Below are 20,776 nucleotides of genomic sequence, written 5' to 3' on the forward strand. Positions count from 1 at the left end.
CGTCAGCCGGCCTCGACCACATCTTTGATGCGGTTCAGGGTCTTGGTCATGTCGCGGACGTTGCGTCGCTTGCGCAGGAAACCGCCTATGAGCCAGTAGAGGCCGAGCCACGGCGCGGGGCTGAGCCGAAAAGACTCGGTCACGTCCGTGCCGCCGCCGCTCGGCGCCAACCGGTAGTGCCAGTTGTTGACGGCCCGATCGCCGAGCAACACCGCGAAGCCGAATTCGCGGCCCGGTTCGCACGCGGTGACCTCGCACGTCGTCCAATAGACCGGCCCGATTTCGTTGCGGCGCACATGCCCACGGAATTTCGCGCCGAGGGCCGGGCCGGTCGCGCCGCCCAGCCACTCGGCCTCGAACACTTCGGGGGAGAACCGGCCGATGTTGCCGACGTTTGCGATGAGATCCCAGATCTTGTTCGCAGACGCCGCCATATGAACAGTCGCCGAACCTTCCATGGCCTGATCCAAACACAGCTTCCCGTTTGGTCATAGACCGCACAGGCGGTTGATCGTCAGTGCGGAACCGCCGCCTGGATCAGCCCGTTGATGATCTCCTTGATGCCCTGCGCGGGGTGCGAGTACCAACCGATCGGCAGGCCAGAGGCGGCGCCGCACTTCGGCCACGCCTCCACACCCTGGTCGGCGAAAACCCGGTTGGCCACGGCGATTTGCTGCTCGCGGGTCGCGGCGGCCGGATTGCCGACACCGCCGTATCGCTGCCACGTGCCCGGCTTGAATTGAAGCCCACCGTAATTGCCGTTCCCCGTGTTGGCGTGCCAGTTGCCGCCGGACTCGCACTGGGCGATCGCATCCCAGTTGGGCGTGGGGGCGGCGCTGACCACCCCGGTGGACGAAGCGATCGACGCTGCAACGAACCCGCCGACCGCCAGGGACTTGACGAGGGGCTTGCAGAGAATTTTCATGCCCTGGATTTCGGCCGCCGTGGCCAAAGCGTTACCCATTCGAAAATGGGGCGAGATATGCCGTCTATCAGCGGAAATGGCGTTTTACCGGAGCAAAAAGAAAGTGTTAGAAACCGGTGAGGAAAAACTAAATTATTGCTGGCAATATGACTGCGTTGCTAACGCCAGCGCCCGTTGATAGAGGCCGTCGAGCCGGCGCGCGCGGACCACGCCGGCCCTGGCGAGGTCGAGCTGGGCGGGGCACGCCGGCGAATGCAGCAGGTCCCAGTTGGCCACCACCTGGGACAGCATGGCTTGGTTGAGGTCGTCGATCACCGACCGCGACGCCGACAGATCCGCCGACTCGCGCGGGGCGCCCGCGGGATTCAGCTTCCAATCCGCGAATCGGCTGTATTCGACGCCCTCGGTGGCGTTGATCTGGTCGCCGAACACGCGGGTGACGTAGTCGGGGTCGACGCGCTGGGCGGCGGCCGCGGCGGCCATCACCGCCAGCTCGTGCTGAACCCGGCCCTCGTCTTCGATCCCCCCGTGGGTGGTCCACTTGAAGGCGGCCACGGGCTCGGCGATCTGTAACCGCTGCGCGGCGGCGTCCACCAACGGCGTGAGCGGGCCGGTGTCGTCGGCCGTCGCCGGCGAAGCCGCCAGGATTGCGAGCCCGCCGAGCACGCCGCCGCAGCGGGCCGTCAGGGCGGCGCGGCGGCTGGTCATGACCATGATTGTGCGGCAACGCCGGGCGGGCAGGCGCCTCGGAGTTAGCCTGAGATGCTGATGTCGTCGACCATGGACAGCCGCGGCCCGCACCGCGTTCCCACGCAGCGCGGGAAATCATTGCGTTCGAAGCAGATTCGTGTGCTGGTCGCGGTGGCGCTGGCGATTCCCTTGCTGCTGGCTGCCGCTTTCCTCATGGTGGACCGCCTGCATTCGAGTCCGGTCGACGCGCTCGACCATCCGGACAGTCCGTTGAGCGACGACCAGTCGAAGGCTCAGGTCGTCCAATCGGCGCGAAGCGTCCTCGCCACGACGGGCCTGCGGGCGTCGTCGGCCGGCTATGCGCTGATGTCCTGCAAGAACCGCGACGCCCCCCCTATCAAGGCGCGATCTATCTGACGTTCTCGGTGCCCGCCGCGGCGGCGGCCGACACTTACTTCCCGCGGATTGCCGCGACGCTGGCCGAGCATGGCTGGGCCGAGGGCCTACGGCCCAACAATCACGCTTTCGCCGCGACGCTCACCAAGGATGCCGTCACGGTGATCGTCTATCGCCACGACGACGATCAACGCCTGGGTGTCCTGCGCGTCTACGGTCAGTGCCGGAACGTCGGCGATCACCGCGGGGACGCGACCGCGTGGAGCGACATCACCGACGAGATCGGCCGAACGCGTTGACCGGCTGACGCAAGGACCCCGGAAGCACTACTGCGCCCGACGGCGTCGACGTCGGGCGCAGTAGCGACCTCGGGGCAGGTGAGGTTTATCCGCCGCCGCCGGGGGTGGCACCGAGGGTGCCCTGCAGGTCCGGCTTCATCGCGTTGAGCTGGGCTCCCCAGTACTCCCAGCTGTGGGTTCCGTTCTGGTCGAAGTGGAACACGGCGTTGTGGCCACCGGCCGCGTTGTAGGCGTCCTGGAACTTCAGGTTGCTGCTGCGCACGAAGTTCTCCAGGAACTCGGCGGGCATGTTCGCCCCGCCCAGCTCCGACGGCGTGCCGTTACCGCAGTAGACCCAGAGCCGGGTGTTGTTGCCCACCAGCTTGGGGATCTGGATTGTGGGGTCGTTGCGCTGCCAGGCGGGGTCGCTCGACGGGCCCCACATGTCGCTCGCCTTGTACCCGCCGGCGTCACCCATCGCGAGGCCGATCAGGGAGGGCCCCATGCCCTGCGAGGGGTCCATCAGGGCGGACAGCGAACCGGCGTAGATGAACTGCTGCGGGTGGTAGGCGGCCAGGATCAGCGCCGAGGAGCCGGCCATGGAGATGCCGACCGCGGCGCTGCCGGTGGGCTTCACACTCTTGTTGGACTGCAGGTATTGCGGCAGCTCACTGGTCAGGAACGTCTCCCACTTGTAGGTGGTGCAGCCGGCCTTGCCGCAGGCCGGGCTGTACCAGTCGCTGTAGAAGCTGGACTGGCCACCGACCGGCATGATGATCGACAGGCCGGACTGGTAGTACCACTCGAACGCGGGCGTGTTGATGTCCCAGCCGTTGTAGTCGTCCTGGGCTCGCAACCCGTCGAGCAGGTACACCGCGGGGGAGTTGTTGCCGCCGCTCTGGAATTGGACCTTGATGTTGCGGCCCATACCCGCGGACGGCACCTGCAGGTATTCGACGGGCAGGCCCGGGCGCGAAAACGCCCCCGCGGTCGGCGCGCCGCCGGCAAGACCGATCAGGCCCGGCAGGGTGACAGCCGCTGCCGTACCGACTAAAAGCCGGCGCCCCCAGGCCCGGACCTTCTTGCTCAGATCTGTCATACCTGCCCCTTGTCCGTATGTGATCGTCGTCTCAGGCAGGAATTTACCGTGCGAATAGGCCGAATGTCGATCGGGACGCGAGGACATCTCACTTTGGTATCGCTTTTCTTCGACCAATTCCGCACCGGGGATAACGGGGGGCCCGGGTTCGCGCCGGCCGCTGCGCGGCCCGCCGGCACCGCCGCACTACCCGAAACTCCTGGCAGCGGGCGTCGCGGCGGGGTCCACCGCAACGCACGCACGGCCCATTTCGCACGCCGCCATGACGGCGGTGGGCTCCGCACCCCCGGCTCGCCACCGCGAAAAGGCCGATTCGGTCCGTAAGGCGTTTATCGCTGCCGGGCGAAGACATCGTTTCGCTGCGTTTCTCGGTGTTTCCCGGCGGGCGATCTCCTCCGTTCTGGCCCGGCCGGCCGGCCGTCGATGTCGAACCGGCGCGGCCGGCGCCGCGTCGACCGCGTAGGCTCTCACGAAGCAAGCCGATGGAGACCACATTTTCTCGGGTCGGTTCCGGCTCTCACGAACCACCTCACCAGGGTTTTCTGGTGCGCGTCGGTGCGTCGAGGGCGCCGGAGACCCCCGGGACCGATTGGGGCATGAGTTTGGAAACGGTACTAGGGCTATCAGTGACGCCGACCGCCGTCGGGTGGGTCCTCGCTGAGGGACACGGCGCAGACGGCACCATCCTGGATCATCAGGAGCTGGCGCTGCCCGCCGGCCGCGGCGCACGCGCCGTCAGTACCGCCGAGCAGGTAGTGGACGAGATCGCGCGAGTCGAAGCGCGGGCCGCCGAGAGCGAACACCGGCTGCGGATCATCGGGGTGACGTGGAACGACGAGGCGGCGGCCCAGGCGGCCCTGCTGATCGAAGCGCTCACCGACGCGGGTTTCGACAACGTCGTGCCGGTCCGGCAAGTCGAGGCGGTCGAGACGCTGGCGCAGGCCATCGCACCGATCATCGGCTACGAGCAGACTGCGGTCTGCGTCGTCGACCATGACGCGACGACCGTCGTCATGGTCGACACCCACGACGGGCAGACGCAGACGGCGACGAAACAGGTGCGCGGCGGCTTCGACGGCCTGACCCGCTGGCTGACCGGCATGTTCGACCGCGACGGATGGCGGCCGGGCGGGGTCGTGATCGTCGGCGCGCACAACGACATCGACGGTTTCTCCTGGCGCCTCGAGAATGCGCTGCCCGTCCCGGTTTTCGTGCAAGCGATGGCCCAGGTGACGATCGCCCGGGGTGCGGCGCTGACCGCCGCGCGCAGCACCGAGTTCGGCGACGAATTGCTGGTGGAGCAACCCGGGGAGCCCGCCGCCCCGCCCGCGTCGCCGCGGAAGCTTTCGTACGCCGGGGCCGCGACCACGTTGGCCGCCGGTGTCATCACCTTCGTCTCCTCACTGTCGCTCGCGGTGGGCATCCAGCTGGCTCCGGCCAGCAAGCCCGCACCCCGGCACGCGGTGCACCCGCCTGCGCCGCAAGTCGCCGAGGCCGTCGCGCCGCCCCCGGTCGTGGCGCCGCTGACCCCGCAGGCGAAGGTCCGCGCGGACGAACCGCTCACCGAACCCGCCGCGCCGGAGGTGCAGCCGCCGGATTCCGACAGCCGGCAGCCCTACCTGACGCGAGTGCTCGAGCACATACCGGTCGACTCCGGTGACCCGACGGGTGACTCGGCGCCGGCGCCCGCCGAACCGCAGCCCTGACGGATCCGGCGGCTCAGACGTCTTTCGGGTGAGTTGCGGCGAAGGTCACCGAGACGTCGTCGGCGACCTGGACCGAACCCATCAACAGTGAGTATGGCTTGATGCCGTAGTCCGTCTGCCGGACCGTGGACTCGGTCGACATCCGCCATGCGTCTCCGAGATCCTGTGTGCGCAGGTCGATTACGTGATCCCGGGATTTACCCCGAACTTCGAGTCGGCCGGTGAGCCGATACCCGTCGCCGGACTCCTCGATGGCGTGGGTGGAGAAGCGGATTTCGGGAAACCGGTCTGCGTCCAACGACTTCAACGCGTTGGACCGCACCAGGGCCTTTTCCGGCCCGGACAATCCCTTTACGCCGCCCTCGCCGCGCAGCACCTCCAACGAATCCGTTTCGACTACCAGTTCCGCGCTTGCGGGCTCCGAGCCGGCCCAGCTCACGGTGGCGCGCCAGCGGGTCATCGCGATGGTAAGGCGATGCCCCATTCGGGCGGCCCGGCCCCGGACTCCGGTGCCAATCAGCAACTCGCCGTCGGCGGCGCCCAAGCTCCACTCGTCGGTCATGGTCCGGCCGTAGTCACATCGTCAGGACGGTGCGGTAGTGCGCCCGCCCCTGCTCCAGTGCCGCGTAGCCCTCGGCGGCCTGCGACAGCGGCAGTTCCTCGATCCACGCCCGCACTCCCGACATGACGGCGAAATGCATCGTGTCTTCAACGTCTTTCGCCGTGCCAGAGGGGTGGCCGACGACGCTCAGCCCCGGCGTGATCAATTGCACGGGACTGATGGGCAGCGGGTCGGGGGTTACCCCGATGGTTACCAGTTCGCCCTGTGGCGCCAGGCCGCCGATCGTGTCGGCCATCGCCTTCGAGTTGCCCGCCGTCCCCAGGACGACCGTCGCACCGCCCAACGCCCGCAGCGCATCCGAGACGTCACCGCTGGTGGAGTCGATGTAATGGTGGGCGCCCAATTTCTTTGCGTCCTCGGCTTTCCCGGTACCGCGAGCGATGGCAATGGTCTCGAATCCCATCGCGCGAGCGAACTGCAGGCCGAGGTGGCCCAGGCCGCCAACCCCAAGGACGGCCACCCGGTCGCCGGGCAATGCCCTCGTGTGGCGCAGGGCGTTGTAGGTCGTGACCCCCGCGCAGCCCATGGGCGCGGCTTCCACATCCGTGAGTTCCTGGGGGATCCGGGCCAGCGCGTTGGCCGGCACGGTCACCGATTCGGCGTAGCCGCCGGGGTAGTGCCAGCTGGGGACCTTGCCGTTGACGCAGTGGATGAAGATGCCTTTGCGGCAGGGGTCGCAGCGGTAGCAGCAGCCGCCGAACCAGCCGACCGCGACACGATCTCCCACCGCGAAGCCCTCGACGCCCTCGCCGAGTTCGGCTATGGTGCCGGCGATTTCATGCCCCGGGGTCAGCGGCCACGACATATTCGGGAAGCCGCCGTTGACGAATGCCCGGTCCGTTCCGCAGATGCCGCACGCGGTGACGGCGATCCGCACCTCGTCGCGACCGGGCGGCCGCGTGTCCACTTCGGCAAGCTCCAGGGGGCCGCCTTCGGTCTGGATTCGGACGGCTTGATGTGTCGGCATTGGGTTAGCTTAGTGCGCCGCAGGTGATTTCGCCGCCCCGTCGGTGTGGTAGTCGACCTGCCAGTGCTTGATCCCGTTGAGCCAGCCGGACCGCAGGCGTTCGGGCTTTCCGATGGCTTCCAGGTTCGGGATGCCGTCGGCGATGGCGTTGAACATCAGGTCGATGGTCATCCGCGCCAAGTTCGCCCCGATGCAGTAATGCGCACCCGTGCCACCGAACCCCACGTGCGGGTTGGGGTCGCGCAGGATGTTGAACGTGAACGGGTCCTCGAAGACGTCCTCGTCGAAATTCGCCGAGCGGTAGACCATCACCACCCGCTGACCCTTCTTGATCTGCACGCCGGACAGTTCGTAGTCCTCCAGGGCGGTGCGCTGGAACGACGTCACCGGGGTGGCCCACCGGACGATCTCGTCGGCCGCGGTGGCGGGACGCTCGCTCTTGAACAACTCCCACTGGTCGGGAAAGTCGGTGAAGGCCATCATGCCCTGGGTGATGGAGTTGCGGGTGGTCTCGTTGCCGGCCACGGCCAACAGGATGACGAAGAAGCCGAACTCGTCGTCGGAGAGCTTGTGGCCGTCGATATCGGCCTGGACCAACTTGGTGACGAGGTCTTCGCCCGGATTCTTCGTCCGCTCGGCGGCCATCTGCATGCCATACATGATGAGTTCGACCGAAGCGGTGATGGAGTCGTTGCTGGCGAACTCCGGATCCTGGTCGCCGACCATCTCGTTGGACCAGTGGAAAAGCTTCTTGCGGTCTTCCTGCGGCACACCCATCAACCCGGCGATCGCCTGCAACGGCAGCTCGCAGGAGACCTGCTCGACGAAGTCGCCGCGCCCCTCGGCGGCCGCTTGCTCGACGATGCGCCGGGCGCGCTCGGCGAGGTCGCCCCGCAACCGCTCGATGGACCGCGGGGTGAACGCCCGGGAGATGATCTTGCGCAGCCGGGTGTGTTGCGGCGCATCCATGTTGAGCAGGACGAACTTGCCGCGTTCGACCTGCTCGCCGACCGTGCCGTCCTTGTAGCGCGGCAGGGCGGTGTTCTTCAGGCTGGAGAAGACATCGCTGCGCAGCGAGACCTCTTTGACGTCCTTGTGCTTGGACACCACCCAGAAGCCGCCGTCGTCGAATCCGCCCGCCCCGATCGGCTGCTCGTTCCACCAGATGGGCGCGCTGCGCCGCAGTTCGGCCAACTCCTCCACCGGCAGGCGCTCGGCGTGGATGTCTGGATCGGTGAAGTCGAATCCGGGGGGGAGATTGGGGACCGGCTTGGCGGTTGGCTCGACGGTTGGCATGGCCCGCTCCTCGATCACGAAGTGGTCTAGTCGTCTTTGTGCAAATAAACCATTGCTGCACCACGGTTGGGAAGCGTTGACACAAGATCGCCGGGGACAAATTGGAACGTGTTCCTCGTTTCGCGCCCAGGACGCCAATACGGTCTTGTGACCGGCGCCTCGATGGATATGCTTTGGTGCAGGTCACCGGCGACGACAGGCGGGGTGGAACATGATTCGGGAATTGCTGAGCGCCGCTTCGGTAGCGGGTATCGCGGTCGGCCTGGCGCCGTGCGCGGCGGCCGGATACGACGGCGACGTGCCGGGCATGAACTATCAGGCCTCGCTGGGCGCGCCGTGCGACAACTATGAGCGCTTCATCTTCGGTCGGGGCCCGAGCGGCCAGGCCGAGGCGTGCCACTTCCCTCCGCCCAATCAGTTCCCGGCGGCCACCACCGGATATTGGGTCATGTCGTACCCGCTGTACGGGGTGCAGCAGGCCGGCGCGAAGTGCCCCGGGCCCCAGGCCGCGGCGCAGTCGGATCGCGGGCTGCCCATGCTGTGCCTCGGGGAACGGGGTTGGCAGGAGGGCTGGTTCACCGGGGCGGGGTTCTTCCCCCCGGAGGGATGATCGGCTGAGCGCATGAGCGACAGTCGGCCCGGCGAAACTCCCGTCCCGCGCTGGCTGCGCTTCGTCCTCGCGTCCGACCGCGCCGGCTCGGCCTGGTACATCGGAACCGGCTTCTTTTTCGCGCCGGTGCTCGCGGTGCTGTCGCCGTGGCCGGTCGTCACCGCCGTGCTGTGGGGGGTCATCGGGTTGGCCGGGCTCTGGCTGGGCCTGCTGGGCCTCGCCATGGCCGTCGGGCTGGCCCGGATCCTGCGGTCCGGGGCCGAAATCCCCGAATCGTACTGGCGCACCTTGGTGAACTACTAGCGCCCCGCGCCCGGTCTAGAGTCATAGCAACCGTCCGGCGACAAGAGGAGACTCGAGATGGGCTTCAAACCGAAAGACGCGGTCGACGCGGCCAGGGACATCGCGACCAACGCGGTCGAGAAGGCATCCGACATCGTCGAGCACGCCAGCGACATCATCCGCGGTGACATCTCCGGCGGAGCCAGCGGCATAGTCCAGAATTCGATCGACATCGGCACCTACGCCGTCGACCGGACGAGGGAAATGTTCAGCGGCCGAGACGAGCTCGACGACGAGGTCTAGCGGTCGTCAGACCGAGGCGGCCTCGTTCAGCTCGTCCAGCCTGTTCGTCGCCTCCAGGTACTCCTGCACCCAGCGCTCGATGACCGTCGCCGTCTTCTCTACCTTGTTGAACTGCCCGACGACCTGACCGACCGGGTTGAACGCGACGTCCACGCTCTCGTTGGGGTACCGGTTCGTCGCCCGCACCGCCATGCCGGACACCATGTACTGCAGCGGCATCCCAAGGGGCTTCGGGTTGTCCGGCTGCTCCCACGCCTCGGTCCAGTCGTTGCGCAGCATGCGGGCCGGCTTACCGGTGAACGACCGGCTGCGCACGGTGTCCCGGCTGCCGGCCTTCACATAGGCCTGTTGCTGCACCGGCGTGTTCGAGGACTCCTCGACCATCAGCCACTGCGACCCGGTCCACGCGCCCTGCGCGCCGAGCGCCAGCGCGGCCGCGATCTGCTGACCGCTGCCGATGCCACCGGCCGCGAGCACCGGCACGGGTGCGACCTCCTTGACCACCTGCGGCCACAACACAATCGAGCCCACCTCACCGCAGTGCCCGCCGGCCTCGCCGCCCTGGGCGATGATGATGTCGACGCCCGCGTCCGCGTGCTTGCGGGCCTGCGAGGGCGAGCCGCACAGCGCGGCCACCTTGAGCCCGGCGTCGTGGATGTGCTTGATCATGTCGGCCGGGGGAGTGCCGAGCGCGTTGGCGATCATCTTCACCTTCGGGTGCTTGAGCGCCACCTCGACCTGGGGCGTCGCCGTCGCCTCGGTCCAGCCCAGCAGCTGCAGGCTGTCACCGTCGCTGTCCTCGATCGGCACCCCGTGGTCGGCGAGGATCTTCTTGCCGAAGTCCAGGTGCTCCTGGGGCACCATCTTGCGCAGCGTTTCCGCCAGCTCCTCGGCCGACAGGTGCGAGTCCATGCCCTCGTACTTGTTGGGGATGACGATGTCGACGCCGTATGGGTGGTCGCCGATGTTCTCGTCGATCCAGTTGAGCTCGATCTCGAGCTGCTCGGGGGTAAAGCCCACCGCGCCCAGCACGCCGAAACCACCGGCCTTGCTGACCGCGACCACGACATCACGGCAATGGGTGAACGCGAAGATCGGGAACTCAATACCAAGCTCATCGCAGATGGCGGTGTGCATGCCTACTCCTGGGGCGCGACCGAATTGAAACGTGTTCTAGTTTAGTACGGACGGCATTGACGTGGCCAGCGGGTCCTGACCTGCATTTTGTCACTACGACCCGTCGCGTCGGTCATTTCACGAGCCGCTCAGATCCGCGCGCCGTACGCAACCCACAGCACCACGAACGCGAACATGCAACCGGCGCACACGAGGTGGTCGCGGCAGACGGACCGCGCCAGGCGCGTCTGCTCGGGCGGATTGTCCGCGCGCCGCCCGAGCCGGACCGCGTCGGGAACCGTCTGCGTCAACGCCAGCATCGTCGGCGTCCCCGCGAGGACCGCCGACAGCACGAGAAGCCACCACGGGTCCTGCCCGCGCGCGGACTGGTAGGTCAACGCCCCTAACAGCACCAGCATGACCACGGCGATCAACCGGCCCATCGGACGCGACGTGGTTGTCGCGCGACGGTAGTAGGCCGCGATGGAAGCCAGCACGTGCTCGGGCAGATCGGTTGGGGCGGAACGGAACCGGAGCACTTGCACGTCGAACATCAGATCCATCCACAGGACGGCGAACAAGAATCCGCCACAGGCCGTGAGCAACGTGGCCATGACGCGCCTCCATCTCTGGCTCATCGCGAGCACTCTCGACGTGGATCCATTGTTTCGCAGCGGCGCAAGATGTCGGGGGATTGCGCGCTATGCGCTGAAATCACTTGCGCCACTTTTGTTTCAATTGTGTCGGGCGGGCGAGTTCTGTCGGTGGGTGGGCTTAGTATTCGAACATGCGTTCGAGTAATGCAGGCGATGGGATCGCCGTTGGGCGGCGCGCATGACGTTCACGGACCGTGAGCAGATTGAGGCCGACGTGGAGGCGTTGTGCGCTGCGGCTGCTCGCGTTCAGGAGCATTCGTATGCGGCGTTGACCACTCCGGAACGCTTGGGGATCTTGGAGAAACTCGAAGGCGTAACCCGCAAACTCCGGACGCCAAGCCATCAGTTGATCAATCAGCTTGGTGAGCAGGCGGATTCGGCGGAGTTGGGCGGCAGATTGTCGTGGGCGTTGGCCGATCGGCTGCACATCACCCGTGGCGAGGCCAGCCGCCGTGTCGCGGAAGCCGCCGAGCTGGGCCCGCGCCGGGCGCTGTCGGGGGAACCGTTGGCGCCGGTGCTGGCGGCGACCGCGGCCGCCCAGCGCGCCGGGGCGATCGGGTCGGAGCATGTGGCGGTGATCCGGCGACTCTTTCGCCAGCTGCCCGAGTCGGTGGACCTCGACACCCGCGAGCACGCCGAAAAACACCTGGCAGCCGAGGCCACCCGATATCGCCCCGATCAACTGGCCACGCTGGCGCGCCACCTGTTGGATTGCCTGCACCCCGACGGCACCTACAGCGATGCCGACCGGGCGCGCGCCCGCGGCCTAGTGCTGGGTCACCAGCACGCCGATGGCATGTCCAAGCTGAGTGGCTGGCTCACCCCCGAGGCGCGCGCCACCTGGGAGGCGGTGCTGGCCAAGCTGGCCGCACCCGGCATGTGCAACCCCGAGGACGAGGCGCCGGTGGTGGACGGCGCCGCGCCCGATGACGCCGCGCAGCGCGACACCCGCACCGCGGCCCAGCGCCAGCACGACGGCCTTAACGCCGCGCTCAGAGGAGTGCTGGCCAGCGGCGCACTGGTCCAGCACAACGGGTTGCCGGCATCCATCGTGGTAACCACCACCCTTAAAGACCTCGAGGCCGCCGCGGGCACCGCCCGCACCGGCGGGGGCAGCGCGTTGCCGATGTCCGACGTGATCCGCCTGGCCCGACACGCGCATCACTACCTGGCGATCTTCGACAACGCCAAACCGGTGGCGCTGTATCACGCCAAGCGGCTGGCCTCACCCGGGCAACGAATCATGTTGTACGCCAAGGACCGCGGTTGTTAACACCCGGGCTGCGACGTGCCCGGCTACCTATGCGAAGTCCACCACGTCAACGACTGGGCCCGCACCCACCGCACCGACATCGACCAACTCACCCTGGCCTGCGGGCCGCATCACCGCCTCCTCGACAACGGTTGGACCACCCGAAAACGCGCAAACGGCGACACCGAATGGATACCCCCACCCCATCGCAACCGGGACCAACCCCGCACCAACACCTTCCACCACCCCGAAAAAATCCTGGGCGAAAACAATGACGACGCGCCGTAGCGGCCAGGCTATTGATCCGCTCCCCAACCAGCGGGTAGGTTAGTGCTGCCAATTACGACACGGCAGGTAGCGTAATTGAGGAATCCCGTTCACCGAGAGGATCGGCTCGATGCGCAGCGCCTACGCCGGCGATCCCTTCACCACGTCGACCGCGGAAATCGAAGCCGCGCTGGCCGATGTCAGCATTCCGACGCTGCTGCTTTCGCTGGTGCACATCACCGGTGACCCGCGATTCATCCGCGACTTCAAGCAGATGGGCGTCTTCCTCAACGAGATTCAGGGCTTCATGTCCGAGGAGGACAAGGCCAGGGCCCGCGCCGCCGCCTTGCCGGTGATCGCCGACTACCGGGACCGCGGTTGCCCCGAGCCGAAACCGCTGAGCCTCGACCTCGTCCGGGAGATGATGGACTGGGCGGCCTGCGAGCACGTCGCCGACGACTACCTACCGCTGATCCAGGAGGAGATGGACCTCGACGGGGTCGATCCGCGCCGTCCGCCGGCGCTACCGGCCGAAAGCGCGGCCGACATCCCGGTCCTCGTCGTAGGCTGCGGAGAATCGGGCATCTTGGCCGGAATCCGGCTCAAGCAGGCCAACATTCCCTTCACCATCGTGGAGAAGAACGCGGGCCCGGGCGGAACCTGGTGGGAGAACAGCTATCCCGGCGCCCGCGTCGACGTGGCAAACCACTTCTATTGCTACAGCTTCGAACCCAACAACGACTGGACGCACTTCTTCGCCGAGCAGCACGAGTTGCAGGACTATTTCACCCGCGTCATGGCCAAGCACGACCTCGCCGAGCACGTGCTGTGGAACACGGAGGTGCTGGCGGCCGAATGGGTCGACGGCGACGCCACCTGGAGCATTCGGCTGCGCGGCGCCGAGGGCCAGATCAGCACGGTGCGAGCCCGCGCCCTGATCACCGCGGTCGGCCAGCTGAACCGGCCCAACACTCCCGACTTCGACGGCGCCGACAGTTTCGCCGGCCCCTCGTTCCACTCCGCCGCGTGGGATCACTCGGTCGATCTCAGCGGCAAGCGAGTGGCGCTCGTCGGCGCCGGCGCCAGCGGCTTCCAGATCGCCCCCGCAATCGCCCCGGATGTCGCGCGGCTCAAGGTGTTTCAGCGGACCGCGCAGTGGATGTTCCCCAACCCGATGTATCACGACGAGGTCGGCGACGGCATGCGCTGGGCGATGCGCCACCTGCCGTTCTACGGCCGCTGGTACCGCTTCCTTGTCCTGTGGCCCGGCTCCGACAAGGGCCTGGACGCCGCGGAGAGCGACCCGGATTATGGCGACCAGGAGCATGCCGTCAGCGATATCAACGCGGCCGCGCAGATGATGTTCTCCCAGTGGATCACCAGCCAGGTCGGCGACGGGCACGAGCTGTTGAGCAAGGTGATGCCCGACTATCCCGCCTGTGGCAAGCGGACCCTGCAGGACAATGGCAGCTGGCTGCGGACGCTGCAACGGGACAACGTCGAATTGGTGCGCACGCCGATCCGGCAGATCACCCCACGCGGCGTCGTCACCGAAGACGGCGTGACGCACGACGTCGACGTCATCGTGTATGCCACCGGATTCCGGCACACCGACGTGCTTTGGCCGCTCAAGATCACCGGCCGGGACGGGGTCGACCTGCACGAGATGTGGGGGACCCGGCCGTATGCGTACCTTGGCATCACCGTTCCGAAGTTCCCCAACCTGTTCATCGTCTACGGCCCCGGGACTCACCTGGCCCACGGCGGCAGCCTGATCTTCCAGTCCGAACTGCAGATGCGCTACATCGACCAATGCCTGGCGCGGCTGGCCGACCCCGACGTGCATTCGATGGAACCGAAGGCCGATGCCGCCACCGATTGGCATGCGCGGACGCAGACGCAGATCAAGAAGATGGTGTGGGCGCATCCCGCGGTCAAGCACTCGTATTTCAAGAACGCCGACGGGGAGATCCACACCGTCAGTCCGTGGCGCCTCAACGAGTATTGGGCCGCGGTGCGCGAGCCCGACTGGTCACAATTCGTCGTCCGGCGAAGGAAGTGAGCACGCCACCATGCGAACGGTAGTCGTCGACGGCGCCCGCAGCGTCCGCGTCGAGACTCGGCCCGATCCCACGCTGACCGGACCCGACGGGGCGATCGTCGAGGTCACCGCGGCCGGCATCTGTGGCTCCGATTTGCACTTCTACGAGGCGGACTTCCCGATGCCCGACCCGATTGCGCTGGGCCACGAAGCGATCGGCACCGTGGTGGAAGTCGGAGGCGACGTGCGCACCGTCCAGGTCGGCGACCAGGTGATGGTGTCCTCGGTGACCGGATGCGGCGCCTGCGCCGGTTGCGCGACCCGCGATCCGGTCATGTGCCACAACGGCTTTCAGATCTTCGGCGGAGGTGTCCTGGGTGGGGCGCAGGCCGATCTGCTGGCCGTGCCGGCCGCCGACTTCCAACTGCTCACCATGCCGGAAGGCATCGGCACCGAGCAGGCGCTGCTGCTCACCGACAACCTCGCCACCGGGTGGGCCGCCGCGCAACGCGCCGACATTCCGTATGGCGGCACCGTGGCGGTCATCGGCTTGGGTGCCGTCGGCCTGTGTTCGCTGCGCAGCGCGATCTTTCAAGGCGCCGCAACGGTTTTCGCGATCGATCAGGTCGACGGACGGCTTGAGCGCGCCGCCCAGTGGGGAGCGACGCCCCTCAAGGCGCCGGCGGTCGACGCCATCCTCGCCGCCACCGGGGGCCGCGGCGCCGACGCGGTGATCGATGCCGTCGCCACGGACGCGTCCCTGACGGACGCGCTCAATGCGGTGCGGCCGGGTGGCACCGTCTCGGTTGTCGGCGTGCACGACATGAATCCGTTCCCACTCAACGCGCTGGGCTGCCTGATCCGTAGCATCACGTTACGAATGACGACCGCGCCGGTGCAGCGCACCTGGCCGGAGCTGATCCCGCTGCTGCAGTCCGGGCGGCTCGACGTCGACGGCATCTTCACCTCGACGCTGCCACTGGCGGAAGCCGCCAAGGGCTACGCGACCGCGGCATCGCGGTCCGGCGACGACGTGAAGATCCTGCTGACGCCGTAGCGCGGTTACCGTGTCGCCGTTACGTATTGGGACCGCATAAAACTGTCGATCTTGACGTCGACGTCCGCCGGGTCCATCCCGTAACCGGCCTGCAGGTCCAGCGTATTGCGCACGGGTTCGACGACCCATCCGTGCGCGGCCAGCCGTTCCGCTGGATCGGTCTGCGGCTCGTACGTCAGGGCCGAGAAGTCGACGTCGCCGGACATGTTGACGCCGGGATGTGCGGTCTCCAACGCCTTGAGCTGCTCGTGGCCCAGGCGGGACCCCAGCGCACCGATGGCAATCCGGCTGCCCGGTGCGCTGAGCCCGCTGATCCGGGTGAAGAGCGTGTTCTGCGCCTCGTCGGTCAGGTACGGCAGCACTCCCTCCACCGACCATGCGCTCGGGCGCTCCACGTCGAAGCCGGCCGCCTCCAACGCCCGCGACCAGTCGGTGCGCAGATCGGCGGCGACCTCTACCCGGGCAGCCTTGGGTTTGGCGCCGTGCTGGGCGAGCACGTGCGCCTTGAATTCCAGCACCTTGGGCAGGTCGACCTCGAAAACCCTTGTGCCCTGTGTCCATTCGAGTCGATACGCGCGGGAGTCCAGGCCGGCGGCCACGATCACCGCCTGACGTATGCCCGCGGCGCCCGCGGCGACGAAGAAGTCGTCGAAGAACCGCGTCTGCACGCCGTAGAGACGGGGGAAGGCCATCTCGTCCTCGGAGGTCCCCGGGTTGGCGAGCACCCCCGCCAGATACGGGTCTCGCGACGCCTCGATGAACACCTTGGCGTACTCGTCCCGCACCAGCGGCTGCGGGCTCAGCGCATGCAGCGCACGCCATCCCGCTACCAGCAAGGCGGTGTAGCCGACGCTGCTGACGATGTCCCAGTGGTCGTCGTCGGAACGGAGCGAGCCGAACTCGGGCGTCGTGCTCATGGTGGTCGGCCCTCCCGTCGAAAAAGTCAGCCGCGAAAACCCGGCTCGGTCAACGTACCCGCAGTTCCTGTGTCAAACCTCCAGGAACACTGTGACCGGCCCGTCGTTGACCAATTCGATCTGCATGTTCGCCCCGAACACGCCGGTCTGGACCTGGGCGCCCAGCCCACGCAACGCCTCGGCGAACGCCGCGACCAGCGGTTCGGCGACCGCGCCCGGCGCGGCCGCGTTCCACGACGGCCGCCGGCCTTTGGCGGTGTCGGCGTACAGGGTGAACTGGCTGACCACCAGGATCGGGGCGTTGACGTCGGCGGCGGACCGTTCATCGGCGAGAATGCGTAGGTACCACACCTTTTCGGCGAGCCGCCGCGCCTTGTCCGGGTCGTCGCTGTGGGTGATCCCGACGAAGGCCAGCAGGCCCTGGCCGTCCGGCCGGATGGCCCCCACCACGTCGCCACCGACCGACACCGTCGCCGACGTGACGCGTTGCACCAATACCCGCATGGGCGTTGATGCTGCCAGGCCGGCCCCGAAAAGGTTGGGTAGGCTCGTCGAGTGTCCGTGCTCGTCGCGTTCTCCGTCACGCCTATGGGTGTGGGCGAGGGTGTCGGCGAGATCGTCGCCGAAGCGGTTCGCGTGGTTCGCGATTCCGGCCTGCCGAACAAGACGGATGCGATGTTCACCGTGATCGAGGGTGAGACCTGGGACGAGGTGATGGCCGTAGTCCAGCGCGCGGTCGAGGCCGTGGCCGCTCGCGCCCCCCGGGTCAGCACGGTGATCAAGGTGGACTGGCGGTCCGGCGTCACCGATGCGATGACCGAGAAGGTGGCCTCCGTCGAGCGCTACCTCGAAAACGGTTAGCCGCCGACGGCGTCCCGGAAGGCACGCTCGGCCGCGACGCGGCCGACCGCGTTCTGAGCCGAACGGATATACGCGCTTTTGCGGATGTTTGCCCCACCGGGTGGGCCGATGCTGGCTACCATGATCGAACGCGCGGACACGCCGCCTTTGGACAGCACAGACTGGAGCGACTTGGGCGTGGGCGACTTGCTGCCGACCGGAACGGTGACGTTGCTATTGGCCGACGTCGAGGGATCCACCCAGCTGTGGGAGACCCAACCCGACGAGATGACCGCCGCGGTCGCGCGACTGGATCGCACACTGTCGGAGGTTGTCGCCGCACACCACGGAGCGCGGCCCGTAGAGCAAGGCGAAGGCGACAGCTTCGTGATCGCCTTCGCCCGCGCCAGCGATGCCGTCGCCTGCGCATTGGAATTGCAACGCGCGCCCCTGGCGCCCATCCGCCTCCGCATCGGTGTGCACAGCGGCGAGATCCAGCTCCGCGACGAGGCCAACTACATCGGCCCCACCATCAACCGCACCGCACGCATCCGCGACCTGGCCCACGGCGGCCAAACCGTACTCTCGGGAACCGCCGAGGCGCTGGTCGCCGACCGGCTCCCCACCGACACCTGGCTGACCGACCTGGGCAGCTACCCGCTGCGTGGCGTGCCCCGACCCGAACGCCTAGTGCAGCTCTGCCATCCGGACATCCGCAATGAATTTCCGCCACTTCGGAAAACCACGACGCCCATGGTGCGCAACTTTCCGGCTCAGCTGACGAATTTCATTGGGCGCCAAGCTGAAATGGCGGCAATCCGCCAGATTGCCCTGGAGAACCGGTTCACTACGCTGACCGGTGCCGGCGGCGCCGGCAAAACCCGCCTCGCCACCGAGGCCGCGGCCGCGCTCGCCGCCGAGTTCAGGGACGGTGTGTGGTGCGTCGACCTCGCACCGATCACCGACCCGCGCGTGGTGCCGATTGCCGTGGCCCGCACGTTCGGACTGCCCGACCAGCCGGGGCGGTCGACGACTGACACGCTGGTGCGGTTCCTCGGTGAGCGCACAATCCTGTTGCTGTTCGACAATTGTGAGCATTTGCTCGACGCGTGTGGGCAGCTGACCATGGAGCTGCTCAACGCGTGCCCGAACGTGACATTTCTTGCCACCAGCCGCGAGCCGTTGGGTATCGCCGGCGAGGTGATCTGGCGCGTGCCGTCGTTGTCGCTGGCCGACGAGGCGGTCGCGCTTTTCACCGACCGGGCCCGCCGCGCGCGGCCCGACTTCCGCGTCACCTCCGACGACGCCGACCTCGTGCTGGAAATCTGCCGCCGCCTCGACGGCATGCCGCTGGCGATCGAACTCGCAGCGGCGCGGGTACGGGCGCTCTCGCTGACCCAGATCGTCGACAGTCTCCACGACCGGTTCCGGCTGTTGACCGGCGGTGCACGCACCGCGGTGCGCCGCCAGCAGACGCTGCGCGCCTCGGTGGACTGGTCACACGCGCTGCTCACCGAGCCGGAGCGAATCCTGTTGCGCCGGCTGGCCGTCTTCATGGGCGGCTTCGATTTCCAAGCCGCCCAGGCGGTCGGCGCCGGCAGCGACGTGGAGGTCTACCAGGTCCTCGACCAGCTCGGCCTGTTGGTCGACAAGTCGCTGGTGGTCGCCGAAACCGCCCGGAGCGGGATGCGTTACCGACTGCTGGAGACCGTGCGGCAATACGCGTCGGAGAAGCTCGGCGAGTCCGGCGAGTCCGACGAAGTGCGCACGCGGCATTGCGATTACTACACCGCCACCGCGGCGCGTCTGGAGTCGGCGAGCAAGCCGACATACGAGCGGCTGCTGGAGTGGGCGGAAGTCGAAATCGACAATCTTCGGGCCGCATACGTATGGAGCCGAGAGATGGGCGACAGCAACGCGGCATTGCGGTTGGTCTCGTCGCTTTTCAACTTCTGGGCCAGGCGAGGGCGGTTGGCGGAGGGCATTGCCGGGTTCGACGCCATCCTGACCGACGCCCGGGACCCGGGCGTCGAGCCGGCCGTGTGGGTGCGCGCGGTCGCCGACCACAGCGTTCTCGCGTCATCAGCGGCCCGCACCGCCAGCACGAAGCAGGCGCAGGACGCTCTGGCGATCGCACGTCAGCTCGATGAGCCGGCATTGCTTGCGCAAATTCTGACCGCCTGCGGCATGTTGGCCTTCTACACCGCCGAGGTCGCCGAGCCGTTCCTGGTCGAGGCGGTCGAGCGTGCAGAGGCGGCCGGCGATCGTGCGCAGCTCGCGCAGATCCGTAACCTGCAAGCGGTCACGGCGTGTTTCGCCGGTGACCCGATCAATGCGCGGCCCGCCGCAGAGGAAGCGCGAGAGATCGCAGAAGCCATCGGGGACCGGTTCACCTCCCGGAACTCTGGCATCTGGCTGGGCGTAGCGCTGTGGATGCAGGGCGAACTCGCCGAAGCAGGTCGAGTGCTCGGCGTCTTGGCTGAGGGCGCCACGGCCGCGAACGAGCCGACCAACAGGGTGAATGGTCACGTCGGCCACGGCGTTGTCCTCGCCTACCAGGGCGACGCGGCCACGGCTCGTGTCGCTGCCGAAGCCGCCGAGGAAGGCACCGTGGCGCTGGGTGGCTTCTACGGCGACACGGTCTACTCCGTATTCGCCTACGCCGCACTGGCAAGCGGCGACGGGAGCGCGGCGAAGCTGGCATGCGAGACGGCGTGGCGCCATACTGTCGGATTCCGCGAGATCTTCGTCAGGAGCATGAACCCGATGGCCGAGGCCCTGCTGGCATGCGGCGACCTGGCTGACGCCCGGCGCTGGGCAGACGAAACCGTCGCCGTGGTACCGGGCTGGTACCGAATGGCCGCGCTGACAACGCGAGCCTTCGTCGCCTTGGCCCAGGGCGAGCCGGAGCAGGCCGAGCGCGACGCCCATGCGGCGCTGACGATCGTTTCCGCGACACGGGGTTATCTGCGCCTTCCCGACATCTTGGAATGCCTCGCGCGCATCGCTGCCGCCGACGGGAGCCACCAGTACGCGGCGCGGATCCTCGGCGCCGCGGCGGCCATCCGGCGGCAGGCCGGACAGGTGCGCTTCCCCGTCTATGACGCCGGTGTGGGCGAGGCGATAGCCACGGTCCGGGATGCGTTGGGGAAGAATGACTTCGATGCCGCCTGGGACGACGGCGCGGCTTTGTCCATCGAGGAGGCGATCGCCTACACGCAGCGCGGACGAGGCGAACGCAGACGACCCTCGAACGGTTGGGCGTCGTTGACGCCGACCGAGCTCGACGTCGTTCGCCTCGTCGGTGAGGGGCTGACCAATAAGGACATCGCCGCCCGGCTTTTCGTCTCACCACGGACCGTCCAAACCCACCTCACCCACGTCTATTCGAAGGTCGGCGTTACGTCCCGCGTACAACTCGCCCAGGAGGCGGCCCGCCGTGGCTGATTGAGTTCG

General features: G+C 67.5%; 19 protein-coding genes and 2 pseudogenes. 10 read left to right on the forward strand and 11 right to left on the reverse strand.

Annotated elements, in window-relative coordinates; all coding sequences use genetic code 11:
• Positions 1-2: 2 nt before the first annotated feature.
• The 3 genes from BST44_RS18460 to BST44_RS18470 all read right to left on the reverse strand — a co-directional run bounded on the left by BST44_RS18460 (position 3) and on the right by BST44_RS18470 (position 1,633).
• On the reverse strand, positions 3-476 hold the full coding sequence (locus BST44_RS18460; protein ID WP_142274561.1) for an SRPBCC family protein: 474 nt from the start codon (positions 474-476) through the stop codon (positions 3-5).
• 38 nt (positions 477-514) lie between these two features.
• Positions 515-964, reverse strand: coding sequence for a resuscitation-promoting factor RpfC (gene rpfC, locus BST44_RS18465; RefSeq protein ID WP_244184862.1), 450 nt, complete (start codon positions 962-964; stop codon positions 515-517).
• Between the two features lie 93 nt (positions 965-1,057).
• The gene (locus tag BST44_RS18470; protein WP_142274562.1) at positions 1,058-1,633 is read right to left on the reverse strand and encodes a chorismate mutase; all 576 of its coding nucleotides are present in this window, start codon (positions 1,631-1,633) and stop codon (positions 1,058-1,060) included.
• 60 nt (positions 1,634-1,693) lie between these two features.
• Here BST44_RS18470 and BST44_RS31790 point away from each other — a divergent pair.
• Positions 1,694-2,310, forward strand: a pseudogene (locus tag BST44_RS31790) (lipoprotein LppJ family protein).
• Between the two features lie 85 nt (positions 2,311-2,395).
• Here the strand turns inward: BST44_RS31790 and ag85B are convergent.
• Positions 2,396-3,388, reverse strand: a complete 993-nt coding sequence (ag85B, locus tag BST44_RS18480) for a diacylglycerol acyltransferase/mycolyltransferase Ag85B (protein WP_083178548.1) — start codon at positions 3,386-3,388, stop codon at positions 2,396-2,398.
• Between the two features lie 602 nt (positions 3,389-3,990).
• On the opposite strand from ag85B, the gene BST44_RS18485 reads away from it, so the two are divergent.
• Positions 3,991-5,094 carry a DUF7159 family protein gene (locus tag BST44_RS18485; RefSeq protein ID WP_083178576.1) on the forward strand — a complete coding sequence of 368 codons (1,104 nt, stop codon included), beginning with the start codon at positions 3,991-3,993 and terminating at the stop codon, positions 5,092-5,094.
• Between the two features lie 13 nt (positions 5,095-5,107).
• Here the strand turns inward: BST44_RS18485 and BST44_RS18490 are convergent, their stop codons facing one another.
• From BST44_RS18490 to BST44_RS18500, 3 genes are read right to left on the reverse strand one after another with little or no spacing between them, the layout of a single operon-like run.
• Positions 5,108-5,656: a YceI family protein gene (locus BST44_RS18490; protein WP_083178549.1), complete on the reverse strand. Its 549-nt coding sequence runs from the start codon at positions 5,654-5,656 to the stop codon at positions 5,108-5,110.
• Positions 5,657-5,669: 13 nt separating this feature from the next.
• Positions 5,670-6,683 carry an alcohol dehydrogenase catalytic domain-containing protein gene (locus BST44_RS18495; protein WP_083178550.1) on the reverse strand — a complete coding sequence of 338 codons (1,014 nt, stop codon included), beginning with the start codon at positions 6,681-6,683 and terminating at the stop codon, positions 5,670-5,672.
• A 9-nt stretch (positions 6,684-6,692) separates the two neighbouring features.
• On the reverse strand, positions 6,693-7,979 hold the full coding sequence (locus BST44_RS18500) for a cytochrome P450 (RefSeq protein ID WP_083178577.1): 1,287 nt from the start codon (positions 7,977-7,979) through the stop codon (positions 6,693-6,695).
• Between the two features lie 211 nt (positions 7,980-8,190).
• Here BST44_RS18500 and BST44_RS18505 point away from each other — a divergent pair, with 211 nt between their 5' ends.
• The 3 genes from BST44_RS18505 to BST44_RS18515 are packed head-to-tail and all read left to right on the forward strand — an operon-like array spanning position 8,191 to position 9,174.
• Positions 8,191-8,589 (forward strand): hypothetical protein, encoded by a 399-nt coding sequence (locus BST44_RS18505; RefSeq protein WP_083178551.1) that lies wholly within the window; start codon positions 8,191-8,193, stop codon positions 8,587-8,589.
• 12 nt (positions 8,590-8,601) lie between these two features.
• Positions 8,602-8,892: a hypothetical protein gene (locus tag BST44_RS18510; RefSeq protein WP_083178552.1), complete on the forward strand. Its 291-nt coding sequence runs from the start codon at positions 8,602-8,604 to the stop codon at positions 8,890-8,892.
• A gap of 57 nt (positions 8,893-8,949) precedes the next feature.
• A complete protein-coding gene (locus BST44_RS18515) occupies positions 8,950-9,174 on the forward strand; it encodes an Rv1893 family protein (RefSeq protein WP_007170109.1) in 225 nt (74 codons plus the stop codon).
• A 6-nt stretch (positions 9,175-9,180) separates the two neighbouring features.
• On the opposite strand, the gene BST44_RS18520 is transcribed toward BST44_RS18515, so the two are convergent.
• Positions 9,181-10,311 carry a nitronate monooxygenase gene (locus BST44_RS18520; RefSeq protein ID WP_083178553.1) on the reverse strand — a complete coding sequence of 377 codons (1,131 nt, stop codon included), beginning with the start codon at positions 10,309-10,311 and terminating at the stop codon, positions 9,181-9,183.
• Positions 10,312-10,439: 128 nt separating this feature from the next.
• Entirely contained in the window at positions 10,440-10,904 is a 465-nt protein-coding gene (locus tag BST44_RS18525; protein WP_083178554.1) for a hypothetical protein, read from the reverse strand.
• 220 nt (positions 10,905-11,124) lie between these two features.
• Here BST44_RS18525 and BST44_RS18530 point away from each other — a divergent pair.
• The 3 genes and pseudogenes from BST44_RS18530 to BST44_RS18540 all read left to right on the forward strand — a co-directional run bounded on the left by BST44_RS18530 (position 11,125) and on the right by BST44_RS18540 (position 15,563).
• Positions 11,125-12,486 (forward strand): annotated as a pseudogene (locus BST44_RS18530) (HNH endonuclease signature motif containing protein).
• A gap of 109 nt (positions 12,487-12,595) precedes the next feature.
• Entirely contained in the window at positions 12,596-14,527 is a 1,932-nt protein-coding gene (locus BST44_RS18535; RefSeq protein WP_083178555.1) for a flavin-containing monooxygenase, read from the forward strand.
• A gap of 10 nt (positions 14,528-14,537) precedes the next feature.
• Positions 14,538-15,563 carry an alcohol dehydrogenase catalytic domain-containing protein gene (locus BST44_RS18540; RefSeq protein ID WP_083178556.1) on the forward strand — a complete coding sequence of 342 codons (1,026 nt, stop codon included), beginning with the start codon at positions 14,538-14,540 and terminating at the stop codon, positions 15,561-15,563.
• A 5-nt stretch (positions 15,564-15,568) separates the two neighbouring features.
• Here the strand turns inward: BST44_RS18540 and BST44_RS18545 are convergent, their stop codons facing one another.
• Together BST44_RS18545 and dtd are read right to left on the reverse strand one after the other, a co-directional pair.
• Positions 15,569-16,480: a class I SAM-dependent methyltransferase gene (locus BST44_RS18545; protein WP_083178557.1), complete on the reverse strand. Its 912-nt coding sequence runs from the start codon at positions 16,478-16,480 to the stop codon at positions 15,569-15,571.
• 72 nt (positions 16,481-16,552) lie between these two features.
• On the reverse strand, positions 16,553-16,984 hold the full coding sequence (dtd, locus tag BST44_RS18550; protein WP_083178558.1) for a D-aminoacyl-tRNA deacylase: 432 nt from the start codon (positions 16,982-16,984) through the stop codon (positions 16,553-16,555).
• Between the two features lie 51 nt (positions 16,985-17,035).
• Here dtd and BST44_RS18555 point away from each other — a divergent pair, with 51 nt between their 5' ends.
• Positions 17,036-17,341, forward strand: a complete 306-nt coding sequence (locus BST44_RS18555) for an MTH1187 family thiamine-binding protein (RefSeq protein WP_065494899.1) — start codon at positions 17,036-17,038, stop codon at positions 17,339-17,341.
• Positions 17,342-17,461: 120 nt separating this feature from the next.
• Positions 17,462-20,767, forward strand: a complete 3,306-nt coding sequence (locus BST44_RS18560; protein ID WP_439330738.1) for a helix-turn-helix transcriptional regulator — start codon at positions 17,462-17,464, stop codon at positions 20,765-20,767.
• The last annotated feature ends 9 nt before the right edge of the window (positions 20,768-20,776 follow it).

This window comes from Mycobacterium scrofulaceum (assembly GCF_002086735.1).
GTDB classification, from domain to species: Bacteria; Actinomycetota; Actinomycetes; order Mycobacteriales; family Mycobacteriaceae; genus Mycobacterium; species Mycobacterium scrofulaceum.